This window comes from Atribacter laminatus (genome assembly GCF_015775515.1).
In the GTDB taxonomy this organism is placed as follows: Bacteria; Atribacterota; Atribacteria; order Atribacterales; family Atribacteraceae; genus Atribacter; species Atribacter laminatus.
Genome location: NZ_CP065383.1, coordinates 1,127,420 through 1,148,788 on the forward strand (window position 1 = coordinate 1,127,420; position 21,369 = coordinate 1,148,788).

Here is a 21,369-nt window from a genome sequence, read left to right on the forward strand (position 1 = left end):
AGACAAAAAAACCAGGGTGGCATTTCAAGAGCTCGAGCGAATCCAGTTGCCCGGATAACCAACCCCTGCTAGCCATAACCCCGTCTCAAATAGCATGACTCATTTTTAATCGGAGATGTCTCGTTATCCTCTTTAAATTGTATAATAGGCCCCTTCATGAACGGTTTTTGAAAATTCAGTCTGACCATCAAGGCTTTAAAATTTGACCAACTACATCAATTGGGAGGTCATTAATTGGATTGCCATTGGGATTAAAGAGGTTATGTTCCTCGATAGTTAAACCAATAGTAGTACCGTCTTTAACTGCCGCATGCAGATTTCGTGGTTTCACCGAGTCCCCTATATTCACTACATCAATCCCGGCTGCTTTAATTTGTTGATATAAATCGATATTAGGCTTGGTCCAGCAAGTAACCACATGATCATAAGGTATATTTACCTGGTTAAAGCTTTTATCGACTAAAAAAAGTTCGTTTTCCTTTATTTCATTGATTTTGCTGTTGGTATAGATTTTCACGGGATATTTGAAAGGTTTCGAACTGAGTGCTTCAGCATCGGTTTGTTGAAATCTCTTGAAAAGAACATATTTATGAATAACTTCAATTTTTGAGCCGAATTCTTTTTGATCGGTTATGATAGTCACTTCTTTCCCAATGGAAGCTAAATAAGCAGCGGTATCGGCTGCAGCATAATGGTCACCCCATATGATAATCTTGGTGCCCTTCAATGGTAGGGATTTGCGATCTTGAGGATGAAATTCACAAGCTACTTTCGGACAGGTCATCACTTTCTCAAAAGGGATGACAACCTCTTTTAAACCATGAACTTCTGGTACATATGATTGTGCTCCAGTGGCATTAATGACCAGATCAAAGGAACTGAGCTCTTCAATGCTAGGCGATGTTCTGAGCTGAACTTCAATGCCCAAAACAGCAATCTGGTACCTGATCCAATCGGCATACCATTTCATCTTTTCTTTTCCATTGACCAGACAACAGCCAAGAATCGCTCCACCAAGTTCTCCGCTTTTTTCAAAGAGAGTCACGAAATGACCTCGTTCGTGCGCAACTCGGGCGGCTTCTAAACCAGCTGGTCCTCCGCCAACAACGGCAATATGGACAGGAGCAGTGGTTTTTTTCTTTATTTCAAGATGTAGATTATTACAGGAAGGATTGATGGCACAAGTCACTTCTTTTTTGGCTAAGATTGAATCCGACCAACAGCCAGTCAAACAGGATATGCACCGACGAATGGCTCGGGTTTTCCCATATTTCGTTTTGAGCGGCCAATAGGGATCGGCTAATAACTGACGAGAAAGGCCGATTAGGTCAGTTTTTCCTTCAGCTAATATTTGCTCGCAGTATTCCGGATTCCGAAGAGAATGACTGTTAATAACCGGAATTTTGACCTGCTTTTTTATCTCTTCTGAAGCATATATTGTCCAACCTTCTGGATAATACATCGGATCAAAACCAGCTCCTGGCTTTTCCTGGACACTTTGGCTCAAATCGAGTGCAGCTACTCCCGCGTTTTCAAATTCCTTCGCAATTTTAACCGATTCAGTGAGGTCTCGACCTTCTGGAACCCATTCGTCAACCGAGTAACGAATAAGAACTGGGAAGCCTTTTCCGCATTTCTTTTGAATTGAATCCACAATAGCTAATGGCAAGCGGAGACGATTTTCAAAACTTCCTCCAAAACGGTCATTTCGTTTATTGAAATAAGGGCTTAAAAATTGTGATAAAAGGTAGCCATGCGCGGCATGGAGCTCTACCGCGTCAAAGCCGGCTTGCATTACTCTCCAGGCTGCTTCGGAAAAAAGACCTACCAAGCCTATCACTTCGTCGGCTGATAATGCCTGAACTGTTTTGTTAATCGCAATGGCATCTGCATTAAAAATTGTTTGATTTTGTGACCAAGGAATCAGACCTTCACAATCATTGGAAACAATATTATCTTGTTTTGACAGTGAAACCTGTCTCCCCGGGTGCTGAAGCTGAACAGCACATTTTGCCCCGTAACGGTGCATTGATTCCGCCAACCATGCCAACCCAGGTATATAATGGTCCTCGTCTACAACCATATTGGATCCCGTTGAACGACAGCTTTTTTCATCAACAGAAGTTCCTCCTACCACGATAAAACCGGTACCGCCTTTTGCTATTGTCGAATAATGATTAATATTTTTTTCACTCACCGAACCGTCGATATGGGATGAACTGGTTATGGTGGGAACGTGACAAATCCGGTTGGGAACCAAAATTTCGCCGATCAAGATGGGTTCAAAAAGGCAATGGAACTTTTCCATATTGAAAGTCCTCCCTAGAGTAGGTACCCCCCCAAGTCTGTTAAGATAAAGATATCGATTTATATAATTTTCATTATTGTGGGGGTCTTTCGGTAAAAACTCAAGGCCTGTTTCATTAAAACGAGATAAATAAAACCAGGGCGGCATTTCAAGAGCCCGAGCGAATCCAGTTACCCGGATAATGTACCCCAACACCCACAACCCCGTCTCAAATAGCATGACACATTTTTAATCGGAGATGCCTCGTTATCCTCTTTAATTTTTATAATAGACCTCGAAAATTTCACACCCAAGGTGTCATCCTGAGCGGTGCTTTCCCGCGTGAGGATCTCATCTTTTGTCTTTTTCCAGTATCCCAATTTCCCAAAAATTCAAGAATCAACGCCTTACCCCGCCGATGGTCCAGTGATAATCATAATGATTTTCTTGATGACTTCTTCAATTTTATTCTGATGAACTGACCCAACCCTTTTGATAATAATGCGGATATCACTGGTAAACAAACGGTTAGGGCGGATATAACTCGGTTGTTTCAAGCTACCGGTAACAAAATCTTTTTCTTCCAGGAGAACTGAATAGAGATCGGAATGAGCAACCGTGGTAATCTGGCAAAGAATCACATCATCACCCTGCAATGGAGCAACAACAAAAGCCGGTCGCTTTTTGCTTTGGCTCAGATCAGAAAAGGGAAAGGGGAGAACAACCACATCTCCTCTTACAAGTCTTTCCATGCTTCATCCTCTTCGGGAGTGTCCCAATCTCGGCTCAATATTTTTTCTGAAGCTTGCATCATTTGGAATGAAGAGGAAATTGCAATTTTCTCGCAAACTAACCTTGCTTCTTCTTCCCTAATAAGAAAGACATCTCCCTCCTTCACGCCCATTTTCTTTCGAATTGATCCTGGAATAGTCAGACGGCCCCGACGGTCTACAACTGATACCTTCTGATTCATAAGTATCCTCCTAAGTAGGAATTACCCACAAAATATTATAGCATTTTTCCATTTTTTAAAAAAAGAGATAAAAAATCATATCTTTCCAATCATAACTGTTTTTTTGAACTATCTGTTTAAAGTGAGATAACGCATAGCCACGCTAAGTTAAGGAGATGAAAATATAAACATGACCAGTTAAGCGAACAGTTCAATGGACTTTTAAGATTAGCAAGGAGATAAAAGATTAAAAATAAAACATGAGGGACATACAGAGGAGATTACAAATGGAAGAGATTCACAAATATCCTCTGTGAAAAATCGTTCAATGCAAAAAAACCCATAAAGGACAAACCTAAGAGTATGCCAATATTTCTAAAAATGTTCACGAAAAAGTACCCACCGAATTTTCGGTAAATTAAAAAATAAAAGAGAAAAGAAAAGAGGAGAAGATATACGTTGTAATACAAGAGAATCCCATTTGGTGCTGTTGGCGTCATCCTGAGGCTTCGTTTTTTGAATCGGTGAGGATCTCATCAACTCAATTCGTCATTGCGAGACCTGGTTTTTTGAGGTCGTGGCAATCTCATGAGGTTAATCTTTATTAGTTGCTTTCTTATAAACTTGCAGACAGGATAATTCAAGCCCCTACAATAAATTTTAAAAATTCTGTCATCATAAGTCCGTATCTCTAAAATTCCCTGATTGAGGGGGTTAGGGGGGTGTGCCTTTAATCGGTCATCCTGAGGCTTCGTTTTTTGAAGCCGTGAGGATCTCATCTTTTCATCTATTTCCATAATCCCAATTCCCCGAAATTCAAGAATCAAGACCTAATCCCCACAGGTGTGACAAAATTTGTATTATTCAAGAAAAGATGTAAAATAGAGTCAAAATACTGTCAAGAAAGTTAAATTATAAGTATTTGGGGTAGGTAATATACGGTGAAATTGCATATTACAATAGAAGTGTGGAAAAAAGGTCATTGGTATCTCGCAAGAACGCCCGAATTAGATTTTATTTCACAAGGGAGAACAAAACAAGAAGCAAAGGATAATCTTTTAGAAGTGTTACGGATACAGTTTGCAGAAATGAAAGATATGAACACCTTGGAAGATTATCTTATGGAATGTGGAATTCACATGAAAGACGATGATCTCATTTCTCCGCTGGAAGTAGTGGAGTGTGAAAAGTCAATAGTATCAATATAGCAATGCCGCGCATTACTCCAGTTGACTACAAAACCCTCTTAAAAGTGTTCCAATTATATGGGTGTCAATATAAACGAAAAGAAGGATCCCATCATGTCCTCATTTATCCAGGTGCCAAAAGAGCAATTGTTATTCCAGAATATGATGAAATTGATGTTGAAATTATTAAAAACAATATGCGTACTGTGGGTATGAGCAGAGATCAATATTTTGAATTGCTTAAAAAAGTATAGAATAATAGCTCATGCAATTTGTATTAGCAAATACTTTTTCATCCCTACATTCGTTATTAAATAATCAATATCTGAAAGAGTTAATGACATTCATAAAGGCAAACAAGGAAGTAAGTATGATTTCTTTTGACTTCATCAATAATCTGTATAGCTATATATAGTCCAACCTGGGATGTTCCAGAGGTTCCGGGTCATAGTACCCCCAGGTTTTTTATTTTCACCCTCTGTTTTATACCCTCTACAAAAAGTGGTTAAAGGTAAGATAATCCGGCTCTCCAAAAATAGTATATTCGTCATGATGCATTTCCTGAACTTGGATAACAACTCTTTCAACACCAATAGTATAAGCCAGATAAAGCTACCGAGGGAAAACATTCTGAGAGGAGTCAGGTGGTTTCTATCGGACGACGTGAGAATCCCATTTGGTGCTGTTGGCGTCATCCTGAGGATTCGTATTTCGAATCCGTGAGGATCTCATCAACTCAATTCGTCATTGCGAGACCTGGTTTTTTGAGGTCGTGGCAATCTCATGAGGTTAATCTTTATTATTTATTCTCTTTTAAACCTGCGGACAGGATAATTCTAACCCCTACAATAAATTTAAAATATTGTCATCATAAGTCCGTATCTCTAAAATTCCCTCATTGAGAGAGGTTAGGGGGGTATGCCTTTCATCGGTCATCCTGAGGATTCGTATTTTGAATCGGTGAGGATCTCATCTTTTCATCTATTTCCAGTATCACAATTCCTCAAAAATTCAAGAATCAAGACCTAACCCCGGGGATTTCGCATACTTAAAAATCAATACTTGAACCCAAGGATTTTCATAAATCTTTTTTTATCTCCATTTATCTGGTCTTTTGAGTATATAACCATCATTTTTAATTATCTCATTAGGGAACAAACTTTTTCTAAGGTTTGCTTCGCCTATTATGAAAGAGGCGTGTGCAATATGTTTAAGGCGAGCAGATATTCTTGATGGAGGGAAAGCGATTATATTTTTTTTATTTGGATAGATTTCTCGGATTGCCTGAATTGGAGGGGCAAGATCACTATCGCCAGAAATAATGAGAGCTGTATCAAATTTATTTTTATATGCATCAATAAGGAGTTCAGTAGCTATGCATACATCTGTCATTTTCTCTTCATAAGTAATCCAGATATGGCCACAATTATTACATGTAATAGTTTTAAAAAGGTAGTGTCCAAAAAAGATTTTCATTCCATCGAGGGTATTAAGTGCCTCAAGGTAGGTTAATTGCCTTTTTCTTTTTTCCTTCATTTTTTTCTGCAACCATGGTGGAGAAGATTCATTACCAGCGGAAATATTAGAGGTAAAATACTTTACCATTTCAAGGGATTGACGAGGTTTTAAAAGTTTCTCAGTTAAACATTTCAGATTAAGCCAGTAGTATTTTTTCCAACCTTTTTCTCTTAACCCAAAGTAGAGATTAAATCCGCCTATATAGCAAATAATCCTTTCAGTGTCCATTCCAATTCTCCAAAAATATTGTTTACAATTTTTCAAAAATATGTTATTAATTATTGTGTAACCTCTCCGGAGATAGCATCTCCGGACCGACGCCTCTCGTATAAGAGGCGTTTCTTTTTTTTTAAGCAAAAAATATTTTTATATACCCTCAAAATAATCAATGATATCCTTGGGTAAAAAGAGTCACTTGCAAAAAAGACCTTAATTTGGAACATTCTCAATTGCCATCCGCTATTAATAATCATGCAAAAAACACTGCTTTACTTAAAATAGAACACTTTACGCCGGGGATTTTGTTAATTATTATTCAACGGGCTTTCTTTTAAAAAGAATGAAATCTTCTCGGTCAGCTTGGATTTTCTCCTCAGGGGTTCGATCCATATATACGTATTCTGCATAAGGAAAATATTCTTTTATGCAAGCTTTTTTCTCTTTACTTTCCTTTTCAGATGATGAAAATATATTTTGATAAATAAAAGAAGCATATTCGGCAGTACTTTTAGTATAATTGGCCATTTCGCTGGTATAGTTTTTAATCATCCATAACCACTCTAAAACCACGATAAGGATAATTGAAGTGATAATCCCCACGATAAATAAAAAGATTATGAGCATATCTCAGTCATACTTTTTGACCCTCCTATTTTAAGTTTCGATATGAACATTCCTATTTTCTTATTCTTCTTCGGTAACAAATGCATCAGCTAAAAGCTTTTAATTCATAGGGGAGTTACCCTGAGCAGTTTAGCTAATTCATTTTTCCTTCAAAGCTAACTGACACCACAGCTTAATAATTTTTTAAATCTCATTGCCGATATTATAATTTGTGGAGTATTTATATTTCAATTATTTAAAAAATGTAATAAATATTAATGTGATAAAATAAACTTGCAGTAACTTATAGTAAATCTATTAAAACTAACTTAACTTAAGAGGGGAGTATTTACCAGAAATTAGGAGAGAAGAAGGGATGGAAGGCTGCCAATCTTCAATGGGAAAAATCAGTTAAGAAAGCTAACCTTTTGAGAGATTTATCGATCAGAGATACCAAGATTTCTCCAATTCATCAATTCCCTAAACATAAATAATTCAAGAATCAAGACCTGACCCCAATAATTCTAGCCACACCCCCGTCTCAAATAGCAGAATATATTTATCTGGTGATCCCTGATTATCTTCTTAAAATTGTATGATAGGCCTATAGTCGTTATTGGCGAAAGACGCCGAGGGAGAGATGGCGTGGGGGAAGAGTGGACGAATGTGTGAAATTTTCGCCGTTATTTTCAGGAATCCGGTGTTTTTTACCGGACGACGTGAGGATCTCATCTTTTATTTTTCCCTATTGCCCCAATTCCCCCGAAATTCAAGAATCAAGACCTGACCCCATAGGTCGAAATTCAAGAATCAAGACCTGACCCCATAGGTTGCAGAAATAAAAAAACAGCTCTATAAAAGCAAATTAATAAACTTCTTAATATCATTGAAAGCTGGATCGCCTAAGGGAAAGTATCCTTTTTCAGAAGCTAAACCAACTTGTATCCCCCCTTCACCTTTACTGGAAAGGAAAGCTTGGACTTTAGCTTTTTCAATATTATGAGGTGGATTTAAGTCAGTTTTATTATTTAAAAGGCAGTCAATGAAAGAGTTAACACATTCCATTACTGGCAGCTTTTTAACGGAATTTAAAATTATATTTTCAATTGCCCCCTTCTTATTTTGAGAAGGGCATATGTAAACTGCAACACGTGGTTTAGAGTCGGTGATTGTCATAGGAGCAGTGGGTGCATTTAGCCCTGCACTTTTAAGAGAATGACAAATACTTTGAAATGCTCCCTGAGGGTTATCATCAGCATCTCTAACTATGCCTATAGACTTAACTTGATGAAAATATTGGCTAATTACAACAGCCCTAATTCTATTTTTAAATTGGGTTTTACCCCCGATATCTATAACTTGGATATCTGATATATTATGATATTTAAAAAAGGCATTAAAAAATCGAAATTCATCCTGGCCTTCAACAATCATTAAATGATTCTTTTTTATTTCAATAGTTTTTTCTTTTTGAGTTGTCATCTCATTTCTATGTTAATATCTAAAGCTGCTTCAAGCGTTTCTGAATCATAAATAAACGGTTGAATAATACCATCAACTTTATCCAAACGATAGTATTGAAACTCATTTTTGGCGATTTCTTTAAAAGCTTCATGTGCGGCGTTTATACATTCTCTGCTGTGGGTTGTAGCAATGATCTGGGTATTAAATTCACAGGAGGCTTTATAAATCACTTTCCAGAAATCCCTTAATATTGTGTGATGTAAACCATTTTCTACCTCATCAATTAAAATAACGCCATTTTCTGCGTTTCCAATAGCTAAAATTAAACTCGCTATTCGAGTCATACCTTCTCCCATAAGAGGTAAAGGGAAAAGCCTTTTTTCCCCTGTATCAGCATGAATAACTGATATGCCTCCTGACTTAATGAGAGAAAGACTAACTAATTTTGGTTCTATAATTTTTAAAGCATTAATTAAAAGTACATCCTTCCCAACAATTTTTAAATTTGAGAAACGTTCTTCTTCTTCCTCTAACGGAATAAGAACTCTTGAAGCTAAAAATATTGCTGGAAAAGGAGGCAGGGGAGGAGGTGGTATGATTCGTAGTCCATCTGGTTCTGGTTGAATATAAGAAATATCGATATTATTTCCATGATGAGTTTCCATTTCAAGAATAGTAATAGATTGGGTGGAAGAAGATATCTTTTTTGAATTGCTATCTAATGTTTGGGACATAACCCCAGGGGGTGTATTACTTATTTTCGATATATCTCTTGGTTTTTTTACAAGACGAATAAAAACAGTACGAGATTCTCCAATATCGAACGCTCCTTCGAGCTTAATCTCTTTGTTGAGTTCAAAATTATAGAAATCGGAACTACATAAAACATCTGCCCATTTATTTGCATCAATTAATTTTGGTTGAATCCCTCGAAATGCGTTAACTCTCAAAATTAAATCGGGATTAAAAGCACCACAATGAATAAAAAAAGCTTCTAATAATGAAGTCTTCCCAACGTTATTTTTCCCAGAAATAAGATTAACCCGTTTAAGAGAATTTAAGGTTAGATTCTTAAAACCTCTAAAATTATCAATTGTAAATTTATAATACATTTCATACTCCCTGGGATCTGCTTTATGTCAAAAAGTTTTTTTGGCCACAATAATTTTCTTTCCTATATCATAATTATAATCATATATATAAATTCAGTCCATTACCAAGTTAGAACCCGAGTGAACCCAGTTTCCTGGATAACCAATCTCAACAGCCACACCCCTGTCTCAAATAGCAAAACATATTTTAAACGGGGATGCCTCGTTATCCTCTTTAATTTTTATAATAGACCCCCAGGTTGAAATCACTGAATTTTTTTAGGTTATAATATTATTACAAAACATATAAATATATCGTTATTATTAGGTTGGAAAATATAAATATATCCATCGATAATAATGGAGCTCATTTTTGATTATTTTAAAAGGAAAACAATATACCGGTTTTAGTGTTTCATTTTTTCTTTTTTGAAGAGAGGAGGAAGACTAATGAGCCTCATTCGGGAAAAAATATTAGAGGCAATTGAAAAATTGAAAGATGAAGAATTAGAAGGCGTTTTGGCTTATATCAAACTTATTCAAGAGCCAGAAGAAATTGAACCAACCCAGGAGGAAAAAGAAGCTATAAAGCAAGGTCGTGAAGATTTCCAAAAAGGTGACTTTATAATATGGAAGGGTTGCTAGATTTCTTAAAATGTTTAAGGTATACCTCACTAAGAAAGCCAATAATACCTATCAACGACTCACTCCGAAGCTTAAAAAAGGGGTTGATCGTTGTATTTCGTATATTTCTGAAAATCCAAACTTTGGAGCAAATATAAAAAGACTCAAGGGAGAACCAGGATGTTATCGATACCAAGTTGGAGGCTGGCGGATTTGTTATGAAATCTTAGAGGAGAAAAAAGAAGTAAGGATCTACCTTATTCGACCTCGCGGAGATGCCTATTAAGCAAAAATAAGATTATAAATTAATGAGCGAAAAGAAATTTTTAAACTTTTTTAAAGCATGATCGAACATCTCCCTTTACTCTTAAGACCAATTGTAAGGAAAATAAATTAGACTGTTTGTTTAAAAGATTGTTTGGCTAAGAAAATTCAAGAATCAAGACCTGAACATCCCACTCCAAATTTCAAACCACTTTCAAAATATTCTCTTGGTTTCTTCCCAAATTTCATAAAAGCGGTTTTCTTTTATGAATGACCAAATAATCATGACCAGATGTCTCCCCAATGATCGGATAGCTTGATTATGCTTTTTCCCTTCTAATCCCAGGAGTGGATGAGCGGAGCCTCCGTATATGATAGATTGAGGATGTATTTTATTGTCCTTTTATTGCGTTTATTCATAGAACCACATTTACATGACAAACACCATCCCAGCAAATGTGACGGGACAATAAAAAAAACAGGGCGGCATTTCTGAGTCGAGTGAATCCAATTGTCAGGATAACGAACCCCGCTAGCCACACCCCAGTCTTAAATAGCATTACACGTTTTAACCGGGGATGATGCCTCGTTATTCTCTTTCAATTGGATAATAGGCCTACGGGGATTTCGTTAGAGTTCCTCTAATAACTTTCTAAACTGTTCAGGTATCAATTCAATTTCACGGAGAATTTCTCTGATTAAAGGGCGGGCAAGATTTCTTCCTGAATGGTAAGGGAGAGTAGTGGTTCTCCTATCGGAATGACGATTAAAGACGTGGCTTCCTTTTTGCCGAAATTTTTAAAAACCGAGAGAAAACAGAAGTTTTTCCATGACCTTGAAGTGAACGACTGGTAACTGAGTCACACTGCAACCTCAATTTGTTGAAGCCCTACAAAATGGGGAAAATCTTCAATTTTATCTTTAAACTCCTCAAGACATAATTCCAGGACTTCCTTAAGGTTCTTTTGTAATTCATCTAATGTGATTCCCTGAGTATGGGCACCGGGTATTCCAGGGATGATTCCTACATACATATTGGTTTCCGGATCCCATTCAATGTAAGCAGTAAAAGTTCTCATTGTTCACCTCCGTTCCAAAAAACACTCTCTATTCATATTCTTATTTTAAAATATTGTTGGCTCAATAAATTATTTTCTCAATTATAGTGATAGAAAAACATTCCTTCATCAACTTCATTCAAATAAATGGAGCTGATTAAATAAAGGAATAAGCAAGAAGATAAAATATATAAAAATTCAAGAATCAAGTCCTGACCCCGAGAATTCTTTTATTTAATTAAAATTAAAACCCACTTTTTATTGCTTGCCAACATAAACGAGCTAAGGCAATTGCTTCCTCTGCCTCTTCTTTCCCAGGTAAACTTTCATCCAAAATCCCAGGTAAGGCATCCGGATAACGGGTAGGAATATAAAAGATATCCATTTGGCTCAATCGCCCTCTCAATTCAAAAAGAAAATCTTGAGGAATTAAACTGAAGAGGTCGACTATCGAATGGGTTCGAGGTGGTGTTTTCCCTTGATTGGCTAAAATACCCTTAAGACATTTTTCAATGCATTGCTGGCTATGAAAACAAACCTGATTATAGATTCCTTCTTGGTAAGCAAGCTCCGCCATTTGTAAATCTTGCTGGGCAAAAATGAACCATCGGTTACTTGCTTTGTTCATAAATAATCTTTCCTTTAGTAATGATTTCTTCTCTAAAGAAAGGGCTCCTCGCTTGGAGCTGATCAAATTCTTCAGGGGTATACACGACAATATCTAACCCGACTTGTGGCTGAATTAATTCTCTAATCTTACGTAGCCTCTGATAAAAAGGTAAATCGCTTTTTTCGACAACCACAAGATCAATATCCGACCATTCATGGAGCTCTCCTTGAGCGAGAGTTCCGAAAAGAATCAATTTCTCAGGAGAACCGTGTTTGGTCAACAAGCGAATGTAGCGTTTTAACTCCTGATTCAATAGCTTCTTTCGATTATTGAGCTCAATTGAGACTTTTAATGGTTTTTTTCTTCTTTCATTCATCAATAAACCCTATTTGGACCAAGTCCAATATCCTGATATGAATTCATTATAACACTGTCTCTTTTATTCATTATAAAGAACATATTAAACCTGTAAACTATGAAGAGAAATGGAGTTCACTTTTTTGTGTCGTACGACGTGAGGCTCTCATCAACTCCTGCCGTCATTTTGAGGAGTCCGGTTTTCTTTGCGGGACGACGGTGAGGATCTCATCTGGTACTGTTGGCGTAATCCTGAGGATTCGTTTTTCGAATCAGTGAGGATCTCATTTTTTAACTTCTCAAAGTATCCCAATTTCCCAAAAATTCAAGAATCAAGACCTGAACATCCCACTACAAATTTCAAGCCATTTTTAAAATATTTCTCTCGTTTTCTTCTCGGATTTCATAGAAGCGCTTTTCTTTTATGAGTGACCAAATAACCCTGACCAGATGTCTCCCCAGTGATCGGATAGCCTGATTATGCTTTTTCCCTTCTAATCGTTTTTTCTCATAGTATCGCTTTGATTCTTCGACTTGCCAAGAATGATGAGCCACCGCAACCATCATTGCTGCTTTAGTTCGAGTATTCACTGATTTGGCAACTTTACAGCCTTCTTTTTTCCCTGAACTATTATCAAGTGGTGCCATTCCTAGGTACAAAGCTAAGCTCATATCTTGCGGAAAACGACTGAGATCGTCAATTTCACCAGCTAGTTCAGCTGAAGAAATTGGTCCAAAACCAGGAATACTTCCGATGATTCCGGCAAGATCTGATTGTTCGCAGAGAGGCTCGAATTCGTTTTCAATGGTTGCAATGGCTTCCATAAGCGCTAGTATGCGTTTGGCATCCTCAATGATCATGGAGCTGACCAAGTCAACATCAGTAGAAAAATGAGCTTCTTTTTGCCAGGAAGCGATTACTGCAGCATACTTTTTCCCGACTCCTTTAATCTTGAGGAGACTCTCTTTCCGCATGGTAGCGAGACTTCGCAGTGAAGGACGGCAGGTGAGAAAAGGAGATACCAACGGCTATCAACATTTTTCACCAAATCAACTAACCCCGGAGCGACTGATTGAAAGGAGAGCCTTGCATTCGATTCTGGATGCTGATCTTTTCATTCACCAACTGTCGACGTCGTCGAGTGAGCCGTTTGAGGGTCTGATTCACTCCGTTTCCTGGTTTGATTTTGAGTGATGGCTCAACGCTCTCCTTGGAAAGAAGGAGCAATCCGCATGAACTCGACAATCTTTTAGGGCACAATCACATCAGTTTTTGCAGGACCTTAAGAACAGCTCTTTGAATCGAGCCAGTTTTAAATTATTGATGTTATACAGGATATAGCCTTTCTGTTGAATCAATTGATCAAGAGGTCGAGCATACCCATTAAACCCTTCCATTCCGATTATGACTGGACATTTCAAAGTTGATTCATAATGATTAATTTCAGAAAAAAGAGAGTTAAAACCACTGGCATTATGAGAAATCCCAAATTCTTTAAAGATGTGTGCCATTTGATTCTGCAATGGCAACCTGATGTGAATGACATCCAACATCGATGCCAACCAGAAGGTGTTCGTTCATGAGCGGAGCCTCCAAGCTTGATATATTGAGGATGTATTCTTTATTGTCCCACATCGCGTCTATTAACAGAGCCACAGTCACACGACCGGCACCATCCCAGCAGATGTTACGGGACAATAAAAAAACGAGGGCGGCATTTCAAGAGCCCGAGTGAACCCAGTTTCCTGGATAACGAACCCCAACAGCCACACCCCCGTCTCAAATAGCATAGCATATTTTAAACGGGGGTGTCTCATTATCCTCTTTAAATTGTATAATAGACCCCAGAAATTTACTCATGCTTTTCCAGTTTTTCGATCATCCAAGGAAGTGAGGGAGCGAGTCTTTTCCCACAGGGACAGTCAAAGATGAGCCAGATCTTTTTTAAAGAAGAAAGGACTTCCTCATCATAGATCTTTTTTCGGTTCCTTTTTACCTTGGTGATGGATCCAATGATTCGATATTTTTTGCCGTCTTGTCCGGTGAGATAGACTTTCCGTCCATGATGAGAAAGGAGCCAGGAGGCATACGTTCGGGTGTATCCAGTGAGATGGACGAGTTCATTTAAGATCTTTCTTTTTTCTTTCTTAGTGGCTTTTTGATACTCGGGTGCCATTTTCTTAATGATTTCCCTTCTGGTATTCATGGTGAGCTCCATTTTGTTACCTCCTGTTTTAAAAAAATCACCTGGAGGTAGAATAGTTTATATCAAGATTTTTAGGTGAGGCAACGATAGGAGTTCATCAAGATTTTAAGTGATTCAATTCGACATATTGACATCTTACTATAAATATGTTTAAAATGGTTTATCGTTTTCCTTACACGTTTTCCTAAAATGATTAACTTAACTTATTTCTTAACTTATTTTTAAAAAGGAAAGATTAAGATTTTATGAGTAAAATAACAATCAAAGAAGTAGCAAAAAAGGCTGGGGTTTCTACTACAACAGTTTCAAGAGTATTGAATGGCAATAATGAAGGTCATATGAAAGATGAAACTAAGCAAAAGATACTGAAAGCTATAGAGGAACTCAATTATATTCCTAATAAGCACGCAAGATCCATAAGAAGCAATAAAACAGGGATAATTGGTGTAATAATTCCAGATATTTCAAATCCTTTTTTCTCATTAATGGTTAGAGGTATTCAGTTAGTAACAATGAAAAAGCAATTTTCATTAATTATTTGTGATTCGATGAACTCATTAAAAAAAGAAGTTATATGTTTAGATACTTTATTAAAAGAAAGAGTTGATGGTGTAATACTGGTTTCATCAGGTATAGTCAATCATGAAGTTGAAAATCTTGTAAATGAAGGAATAAGAGTTGTTTTAGCAGATCGAAAATTAAAAAATGTTGATTTATCTTTTGTTGGTTCAGATGCTTTTTATGATGGATACTTAATAACAAAATACTTAATAGATATTGGATACAAAGAAATAGGCTTTATAAAAGGGCCAACACAAACTTCTACAAATAATAAACGTTTTGAAGCATACATAAGGACTATGAGGAAATATGGTTTGCAAATTAATAAATCATATATTTTTCTAGGTGACAGTACTTTTGATGATGGATTCAGGATAGGTAAAAACCTTTTAGAAAAATTGAAAAAACTACCTCAAGTATTAATCGTCTCTAATGATATTATGGCTATAGGAGTAATAAGAGCTTTTGAAGAAGAAGGGATTGAAATACCAAAAAAAATTGGAATATCGAGCTTTGATAATATATTTAGCTTTATGAAGCCAACACTTACTACTGTACATATTCCAGCTAAAGAAATTGGGAAAGAAGCTGCATTAATGTTAATAAATGATTTAAAAAGAAAGAACAGCAAAAAAGAATCAAAATTTGTCGAAACAAAATTAGTTATAGGACAGACAACCAAGCAAGTAGAATAAAAATTTAAGTTGAAAAAACGCTAATTTTGAAAACATTATCTAAGGGGGTGGTGTTTAGGTTAAACGATAAACTTATATGAAATAATGTATAAAAAAAATGGAGGAGGAGTGGACTCATGATAAAGCGAATATTAATTATTATGTTAAGTTTATTTTTATTGGCAATGATTTCTGTTGTTGGTATGGCTCAAAATGATTTTGGTAATTATGAAGGTGTAACTGTAAGAATAGGAGCAGGTGCATTTTCAACAAAAAGTATTATTGATGCTGCTGAAAAATGGGAAAAGCTAACTGGTGGAAAAATTGAGATGACGGAGGTTCCTTATGGTGATATATATGAAAAGATGCTTTCGTCATTTATGATGGGCGTTGATGCTTGGGATATAGTTTACTATTGTTCAAATTGGACATTAGAGTTTGCTGAAGGAGAATATATTCAGAACTTAGAAAAGTATTTCGCTAATAAGACCGATACATGGGATGTACTTCCTATGTTTCAAAAACTCCAATATTATGAGGGAGAAAGATATACACTCATGATTGATGGAGATGTAATTATTGGATATTACAGAAAAGATGCACTTGAAAATCCTGAATATCAAGCTAAATTCGCCTCTGAATATGGATACCCAATGCCAGTTCCTCCTAAAACATGGGACCAGTGGTTAGACGTTGCAAAGTTTTTCAATGGGTGGGATTGGGATAATGATGGAGAGTTGGAATATGGAACTTTAAATGTATATCAACCAAAGAATTGTTTTTGGGGATTTTACTTTGCGTTAGCTGCACCTTTTGCAGCTCATCCAGATTATCCAGGATATTTCTATTTTGATCCTAATACAATGGAGCCACTTATTGATACTGAGCCATGGGTTAAGGCGCTAGAGATATACATCGCACTTAAAGATTTTGGACCACCAGGTGTTATGAATTATGGCTGCGGAGAAGTGCGCGGTAATTATCCAGCTGGAAACGCTGCCCTAACTATGGATTGGGGCGATGTTGGAATAATGGCCCAAGATCCTGAGAAATCTACCATTAAGGGTAAAATTGGTTATGCATTAACACCAGGAAGTTATGAAGTATGGAACCCAATAGAAAAAAAGTGGGATAAATATTCTGAGATTCAATATGCACCACATTTAGCATGGGGTGGTTGGTGTGCAGCAATACCTTCGACATCAAACGTCGCAGATGCTGCTTGGAGTTTTATGAATTTTATGGATACAATTGAAAATTCAATGGTTGGTGTTACGACACCAGGTGCTGCAAGAAATCCTTATCGCGCAAGCCATTTGGTCAATCCTGATGCTTGGGTAAATGGTACGATAAGTTATGAAGATCCAATTCCGTATTTACAGGTTAACCTATTGGGCTATGTTCATCCTAATGCTCAGCCAGATATGATGATCCCTAAGGCAGGCGAATATACCGCGGCTCTTGATAGGTGGTGTATGAGAGCAATAGCTGGAGAAATCAGTGCTGAGGAGGCTTTAAAAGAAGCAGCGAAAGAATGGGAAAAGATTACAGATAATTATGGTCGTGAAACTCAAAAAAGACTGTATCGTCAAATTTATGGTTTAAAGTAAATAATGGAATCCCTTGGATAGATCAAGTTTTAGTTTATCCAAGGGATTGCTCCTTAAGATAGAATTAGGAGGATAATAAACATTGAATAAAAGTGAACGTTTTGGAGAAAATATGTTTCTTGCACCGAGTCTGATAATATTTATTGTCCTTTCAATTTCGTCTCTGATTTTTGTTCTAGTGATGAGTTTTGGTCGTTTAAATCTTGGTAAATTTTCTTTTATATTTACAGGCTTAAGTAATTGGATAGACTTGTTTAAAGACCCTTTTTTTCGAATAAGCATTCGTAATGTATTTGTCATTGTTATATGTAGTGTTATGGCTCAATATTGGATAGGGCTTGGTTTAGCCCATTTAGTCAATCGTATAGCTTTTGGACAGCGATGGATAAGACTTGTAATATTATTACCCATGATGTGTTCTCCTGTAGTCGTTGGGTTTATGTGGAAAATGCTTTTTCTTGAAGCTTATGGACCGCTTAATTATTTTCTAAATGCTATTGGATTGCCATCTGTAAGTTGGCTATCTAATCCAAAGTTAGCTATGATGTCGGTTATTATTGCAGAAGTATGGGAATGGACTCCTTTTGTTTTTATATTTATGCTTGCTGCTCTAAAATCACTTTCCCCAGAACCGTTTGAAGCTGCACATATTGATGGGGCAACTAAATGGGAAATATTTCGACATATTACCTTACCATTATTAGCCCCTATATCTTCAGCAATAATTTTATTCAGGTGTATTGAAACATTTAAATCTTTCGACATCGTATTTATACTCACGGCTGGTGGACCTGGAACGGCAACTTTAGTTCCAACCCTTTATGCGTATTCGAGGGGATTAAGGGGTTTTGATCTGGGATTTGCAAGTGCGAACTCAATAACATTGTTTATTATAATAACCATTTTCGCAATTATTTTTTTAGGTGCTGGAAAAAAGGTTTCTCCTGATTTAAGCGGGAACTAATAAGCCCAAGAGTTAAAAAGAATTCTTAATCGTTATTAAATGAGGTGTTTTCTATGATTGGGAGTCGACTTTATAAATCTCAGAGAATCTTTTCAAACTTGCTTCTTTTTTTATGGATATTGTTTGCTTTATTCCCAATTTATTGGATGGTGATGGCTTCTTTTAAGGCTCCTTTGGCAATTCATTCAGGAGGAAAGATTTTACCTTTTATTAATTTCAAACCTACATTAGAAACCTGGAAATCGTTGTTATTTGGAGCAAATCAAAATGTTTTTTTAAGTAGATTTACGAATAGCTTAATTGTGACTATTAGCAGCTCTGTTCTAGCATTAATTTTTGGTGCCTTAGGAGCATATGGGCTAGAAAGATTTCGATACCGCTATGGTCCACTCAAGAATGAAAACCTATCCCTTTTGATTATTTCACAAAGAATGATGCCGCCCATTGTTGCTTCTATTGCTGTTTTTGTTTTTTTTAGATATTTTAAATTATTGGATACTAGACAAGGGTTAATAATTAGTTATTTATGGTTTAATTTACCGCTCGCAGTTTTTCTTTTAATGGGTTTTTTTCGAGACATACCAAAAGAAATTGAGGATGCAGCATCTATAGACGGTTGTGGAAAATTTAAGCAATTCTGGCTTATTGCATTACCCTTAACTTTTCCTGGATTGGTAGCAACCTTTTTAGTGTGTTTTATCTTTGCTTGGAATGAATTTTTACTTGCACTAATATTAACTTTTAATAAAGCAATGACTTTACCAATAATGGTTTCCAGCTTGGATGCAGAAATGGAACCAATGTATTGGCTAATTGGTGCCGTAGGTGTTGTTGTTATACTTCCATCAATATTTGTTTCGTTGGTTTTAGATAAGTACTTAGTTGGAGGCCTACGAATAGGGGGAATTAAGTAATAGATATCAAACTATATAATGATGTGTGCAGCAATTACAAATTAGAATAATAGATTTAAGTAAATTATATTATTATAAAAAATGAGTGATACTTACCAATAAGGATTTATTGGAGGTGATAATTTTTGTAAATATAATTATTAAAGGATCTATTAACTAAAAAAATAATTTTAATTAGGAGGTAGTTAAAATGGCAGAAAGAATAATATTGGATACAGATATAGGAACTTATTACGATGATGCGTTTGCAGTTTTATTTGCTACAAAATGCCCGGAAATAAAACTAGAAGGTGTCACGACAGTTTATGGAGATACTGACTTAAGATCAAAAATAGCTGCAAAATTACTAAAAGTTGCTGGAAAACCTAATGTGCCAGTTTGTAAAGGAGTAGGCGTTCCTCTTAAGGGTAATGCATTAATGTTTGGTTTTGAAGGTGAGAATATTCTTGAAGAGGATGAAAGAGAAAGTATTAAATATTCAGATCAACCTGCAGATGATTTTATTATAGAAAAAATTATGCAGAATCCTGGTGAAATTTCTGTTGTAACCTTGGGAGCAGTTAGTAATGTAGCAGTAGCTATGGTAAAAGAACCAAGAATAATTGAAAATATTAAACAATTGGTAATGATGGCTGCTGTGGTAATTCCTGTTTTAGATCCAAAAAGTGTTATGCGTTCTCCTAGAGAAGAATATAACTTTAATAATGATCCAGTAGCTGCTGAGATTGTTATGAACTCTGGTATTCCAAAAGAACGTTTAGTATTAGTTCCTTGTGATGTTACTTTGAGGACACCGTTACTGGATCAAGATTGGGAAAGAATAAAAAAATCTAATGACCCTGTTGCAAAACAGGTAAAATCTATAATTGATGTATGGCCACCACAAGAATTCCAAATTTATATTTCTGTAGGAATACCAACTGAATTTACTCAAGTATGGCTACATGACCCTCTAGCTCTTACCTGTGCATTTGATAAAAGGTTTGTTAAATTTTACCCTATGCATATAGCAACAGAATATTCCGTAACTCCTATTCCAAGGGATATGGTTATAGCTACTGATATTTTAAGAACTGTACCTAAGAAAAAAGAACCAAACATGATGGTGGGTTTACAAGTTGACGCAGAACGATTTAGCAATTACTTTACAGACAAAATAATTAGTTAGTTTTTTTAATAAGAAATGAGGCAACAATAGTATGGAGAAGAAAAGAGTAATATTAGATTGTGATCCAGGAGTTGGAATTATAGGTATAGATGCTGATGATCCTCTTGCGATTCTTTTGGCTCTTGGAAGTAAAGAGCTTTTGATAGAGGGGATTACAACCGTTTATGGAAATGTTGAAGTGAATCTAGCTACGAGATCCGCTCTAAAAGTACTTGAAGTAATAGGAAGATCTGACATACCAGTTGCAAAAGGTATGTCCTTACCATTATCCGGTTTTCATCATCCAGAAATTGAAAGACAATATAATGGAAATAGAGGAAAAGTGGGTCTTATTAGCTTACCCGAGATAAAGGATAAGATCCTAAATATTCATGCAGTTGACTTTATTATTTCAAAAGTATTGGAAAATCCTAATGAATTGAGCATAATTACAATAGGACCTCAAACGAATGTTGCATGTGCAATTATTAAAGAGCCTTCCATTAGAAACAAAGTCAAAGAAATCATAATGATGGGAGGAGCATTAGGCTTGGACCCAAATTTTGGGAAAGGAAATATTACACCAGTTGCAGAGTTAAATATATGGCATGATCCACAAGCGGCTAATATTGTGTTTAGTTCAGGAATACCAATAACAATGGTGAGTTTAGATGTTACTAATCCTGCTAAGGGAACAGTGCTTTATAAAGAAACATTAAAAGAAATTGAAATTAAAAAAACAAGAGTTACTGATTTTATTTACGATATATGCAAGACGTATATCGATAAACCTATGTTTAATTGGATAAAGAAAGCAGGTTGCATTTTATATGACCCATTGGCAGTTGCTGTTGCAGCCTTACCAAGCTTAGCGAAAACTGTAAAGATGTGTGTACAAGTTGAAACAAAAGGTGAATATACATTTGGGCAAACTATTGCTGATATAAGGAAAGTAGATGGAAAAAACGAAAATATAGATGTATGTATTGATGTTGAAAGCGATAATTTTATAAGGATGTTTGTTGAAAGGTTGTGTTCTCTATAATTATTAAAAAACC

The 21,369-nt window shown here is 36.1% G+C and carries 24 protein-coding genes and 1 pseudogene; 10 read left to right on the forward strand and 15 right to left on the reverse strand.

All coding sequences use genetic code 11. From position 1 onward, the window contains the following. Positions 1 to 187: 187 nt before the first annotated feature. The 3 genes from RT761_RS05275 to RT761_RS05285 all read right to left on the reverse strand — a co-directional run bounded on the left by RT761_RS05275 (position 188) and on the right by RT761_RS05285 (position 3,260). On the reverse strand, positions 188 to 2,308 hold the full coding sequence (locus tag RT761_RS05275; RefSeq protein ID WP_218113029.1) for an oxidoreductase: 2,121 nt from the start codon (positions 2,306 to 2,308) through the stop codon (positions 188 to 190). Positions 2,309 to 2,694: 386 nt separating this feature from the next. Next, complete coding sequence (locus RT761_RS05280; RefSeq protein ID WP_218113030.1) at positions 2,695 to 3,039, reverse strand: type II toxin-antitoxin system PemK/MazF family toxin; 345 nt, start codon at positions 3,037 to 3,039, stop codon at positions 2,695 to 2,697. Next, positions 3,024 to 3,260: an AbrB/MazE/SpoVT family DNA-binding domain-containing protein gene (locus RT761_RS05285; RefSeq protein ID WP_218113031.1), complete on the reverse strand. Its 237-nt coding sequence runs from the start codon at positions 3,258 to 3,260 to the stop codon at positions 3,024 to 3,026. The genes RT761_RS05280 and RT761_RS05285 overlap by 16 nt, the downstream gene beginning before the upstream one ends. Positions 3,261 to 4,180: 920 nt before the next feature. Between RT761_RS05285 and RT761_RS05290 the strand changes: the two genes are divergently transcribed. Next, positions 4,181 to 4,447 (forward strand): type II toxin-antitoxin system HicB family antitoxin, encoded by a 267-nt coding sequence (locus RT761_RS05290; RefSeq protein ID WP_218113032.1) that lies wholly within the window; start codon positions 4,181 to 4,183, stop codon positions 4,445 to 4,447. Positions 4,448 to 4,449: 2 nt separating this feature from the next. Then, positions 4,450 to 4,680 (forward strand): type II toxin-antitoxin system HicA family toxin, encoded by a 231-nt coding sequence (locus RT761_RS05295; protein WP_218113033.1) that lies wholly within the window; start codon positions 4,450 to 4,452, stop codon positions 4,678 to 4,680. An 838-nt stretch (positions 4,681 to 5,518) separates the two neighbouring features. On the opposite strand, the gene RT761_RS05300 is transcribed toward RT761_RS05295, so the two are convergent. The 4 genes from RT761_RS05300 to RT761_RS05315 form a co-directional block, all read right to left on the reverse strand. Next, complete coding sequence (locus RT761_RS05300; RefSeq protein WP_218113034.1) at positions 5,519 to 6,208, reverse strand: NYN domain-containing protein; 690 nt, start codon at positions 6,206 to 6,208, stop codon at positions 5,519 to 5,521. A gap of 267 nt (positions 6,209 to 6,475) precedes the next feature. Further along, the gene (locus tag RT761_RS05305; RefSeq protein ID WP_218113035.1) at positions 6,476 to 6,712 is read right to left on the reverse strand and encodes a hypothetical protein; all 237 of its coding nucleotides are present in this window, start codon (positions 6,710 to 6,712) and stop codon (positions 6,476 to 6,478) included. A gap of 906 nt (positions 6,713 to 7,618) precedes the next feature. Further along, positions 7,619 to 8,248 carry a DUF3226 domain-containing protein gene (locus RT761_RS05310; protein WP_218113036.1) on the reverse strand — a complete coding sequence of 210 codons (630 nt, stop codon included), beginning with the start codon at positions 8,246 to 8,248 and terminating at the stop codon, positions 7,619 to 7,621. Then, entirely contained in the window at positions 8,245 to 9,342 is a 1,098-nt protein-coding gene (locus RT761_RS05315) for an AAA family ATPase (RefSeq protein ID WP_218113037.1), read from the reverse strand. Before RT761_RS05315 ends, RT761_RS05310 begins: the two co-directional genes overlap by 4 nt. A 429-nt stretch (positions 9,343 to 9,771) precedes the next feature. On the opposite strand from RT761_RS05315, the gene RT761_RS05320 reads away from it, so the two are divergent. Both RT761_RS05320 and RT761_RS05325 read left to right on the forward strand, forming a co-directional pair. Continuing rightward, entirely contained in the window at positions 9,772 to 9,966 is a 195-nt protein-coding gene (locus RT761_RS05320) for a hypothetical protein (RefSeq protein WP_218113038.1), read from the forward strand. Positions 9,967 to 9,976: 10 nt separating this feature from the next. Further along, complete coding sequence (locus tag RT761_RS05325; protein WP_218113039.1) at positions 9,977 to 10,231, forward strand: type II toxin-antitoxin system RelE family toxin; 255 nt, start codon at positions 9,977 to 9,979, stop codon at positions 10,229 to 10,231. A gap of 608 nt (positions 10,232 to 10,839) precedes the next feature. Here RT761_RS05325 and RT761_RS14275 read toward each other — a convergent pair. The 8 genes and pseudogenes from RT761_RS14275 to RT761_RS05365 form a co-directional block, all read right to left on the reverse strand. Then, positions 10,840 to 10,992, reverse strand: a pseudogene (locus tag RT761_RS14275) (type II toxin-antitoxin system HicA family toxin); the annotation flags it as partial. 77 nt (positions 10,993 to 11,069) lie between these two features. Further along, positions 11,070 to 11,288: a type II toxin-antitoxin system HicB family antitoxin gene (locus RT761_RS05335; RefSeq protein WP_218113040.1), complete on the reverse strand. Its 219-nt coding sequence runs from the start codon at positions 11,286 to 11,288 to the stop codon at positions 11,070 to 11,072. Between the two features lie 223 nt (positions 11,289 to 11,511). Further along, the gene (locus tag RT761_RS05340; protein ID WP_218113041.1) at positions 11,512 to 11,895 is read right to left on the reverse strand and encodes a HEPN domain-containing protein; all 384 of its coding nucleotides are present in this window, start codon (positions 11,893 to 11,895) and stop codon (positions 11,512 to 11,514) included. Further along, complete coding sequence (locus RT761_RS05345) at positions 11,879 to 12,253, reverse strand: nucleotidyltransferase domain-containing protein (protein ID WP_218113042.1); 375 nt, start codon at positions 12,251 to 12,253, stop codon at positions 11,879 to 11,881. The genes RT761_RS05340 and RT761_RS05345 overlap by 17 nt, the downstream gene beginning before the upstream one ends. Before the next feature lie 341 nt (positions 12,254 to 12,594). Continuing rightward, positions 12,595 to 13,209 carry a transposase gene (locus RT761_RS05350; RefSeq protein ID WP_218113043.1) on the reverse strand — a complete coding sequence of 205 codons (615 nt, stop codon included), beginning with the start codon at positions 13,207 to 13,209 and terminating at the stop codon, positions 12,595 to 12,597. Between the two features lie 291 nt (positions 13,210 to 13,500). Next, entirely contained in the window at positions 13,501 to 13,746 is a 246-nt protein-coding gene (locus RT761_RS05355) for a hypothetical protein (protein ID WP_218110911.1), read from the reverse strand. Then, a complete protein-coding gene (locus tag RT761_RS05360) occupies positions 13,730 to 13,897 on the reverse strand; it encodes a hypothetical protein (protein WP_218110910.1) in 168 nt (55 codons plus the stop codon). The genes RT761_RS05355 and RT761_RS05360 overlap by 17 nt, the downstream gene beginning before the upstream one ends. A gap of 190 nt (positions 13,898 to 14,087) precedes the next feature. Further along, positions 14,088 to 14,453 carry a hypothetical protein gene (locus tag RT761_RS05365; protein ID WP_218113044.1) on the reverse strand — a complete coding sequence of 122 codons (366 nt, stop codon included), beginning with the start codon at positions 14,451 to 14,453 and terminating at the stop codon, positions 14,088 to 14,090. Between the two features lie 233 nt (positions 14,454 to 14,686). On the opposite strand from RT761_RS05365, the gene RT761_RS05370 reads away from it, so the two are divergent. The 6 genes from RT761_RS05370 (at position 14,687) to RT761_RS05395 (ending at position 21,356) form a co-directional block, all read left to right on the forward strand. Then, entirely contained in the window at positions 14,687 to 15,697 is a 1,011-nt protein-coding gene (locus tag RT761_RS05370) for a LacI family DNA-binding transcriptional regulator (protein WP_218113045.1), read from the forward strand. Between the two features lie 116 nt (positions 15,698 to 15,813). Further along, positions 15,814 to 17,286 carry an ABC transporter substrate-binding protein gene (locus RT761_RS05375; protein WP_218113046.1) on the forward strand — a complete coding sequence of 491 codons (1,473 nt, stop codon included), beginning with the start codon at positions 15,814 to 15,816 and terminating at the stop codon, positions 17,284 to 17,286. 82 nt (positions 17,287 to 17,368) lie between these two features. Further along, positions 17,369 to 18,250: a carbohydrate ABC transporter permease gene (locus RT761_RS05380; RefSeq protein ID WP_218113047.1), complete on the forward strand. Its 882-nt coding sequence runs from the start codon at positions 17,369 to 17,371 to the stop codon at positions 18,248 to 18,250. A 152-nt stretch (positions 18,251 to 18,402) separates the two neighbouring features. After that, positions 18,403 to 19,164, forward strand: coding sequence for a carbohydrate ABC transporter permease (locus RT761_RS05385; RefSeq protein ID WP_218113048.1), 762 nt, complete (start codon positions 18,403 to 18,405; stop codon positions 19,162 to 19,164). Between the two features lie 190 nt (positions 19,165 to 19,354). Further along, complete coding sequence (locus RT761_RS05390) at positions 19,355 to 20,332, forward strand: nucleoside hydrolase (protein ID WP_218113049.1); 978 nt, start codon at positions 19,355 to 19,357, stop codon at positions 20,330 to 20,332. A 31-nt stretch (positions 20,333 to 20,363) separates the two neighbouring features. After that, positions 20,364 to 21,356, forward strand: a complete 993-nt coding sequence (locus tag RT761_RS05395; RefSeq protein ID WP_218113050.1) for a nucleoside hydrolase — start codon at positions 20,364 to 20,366, stop codon at positions 21,354 to 21,356. Positions 21,357 to 21,369 lie beyond the last annotated feature (13 nt).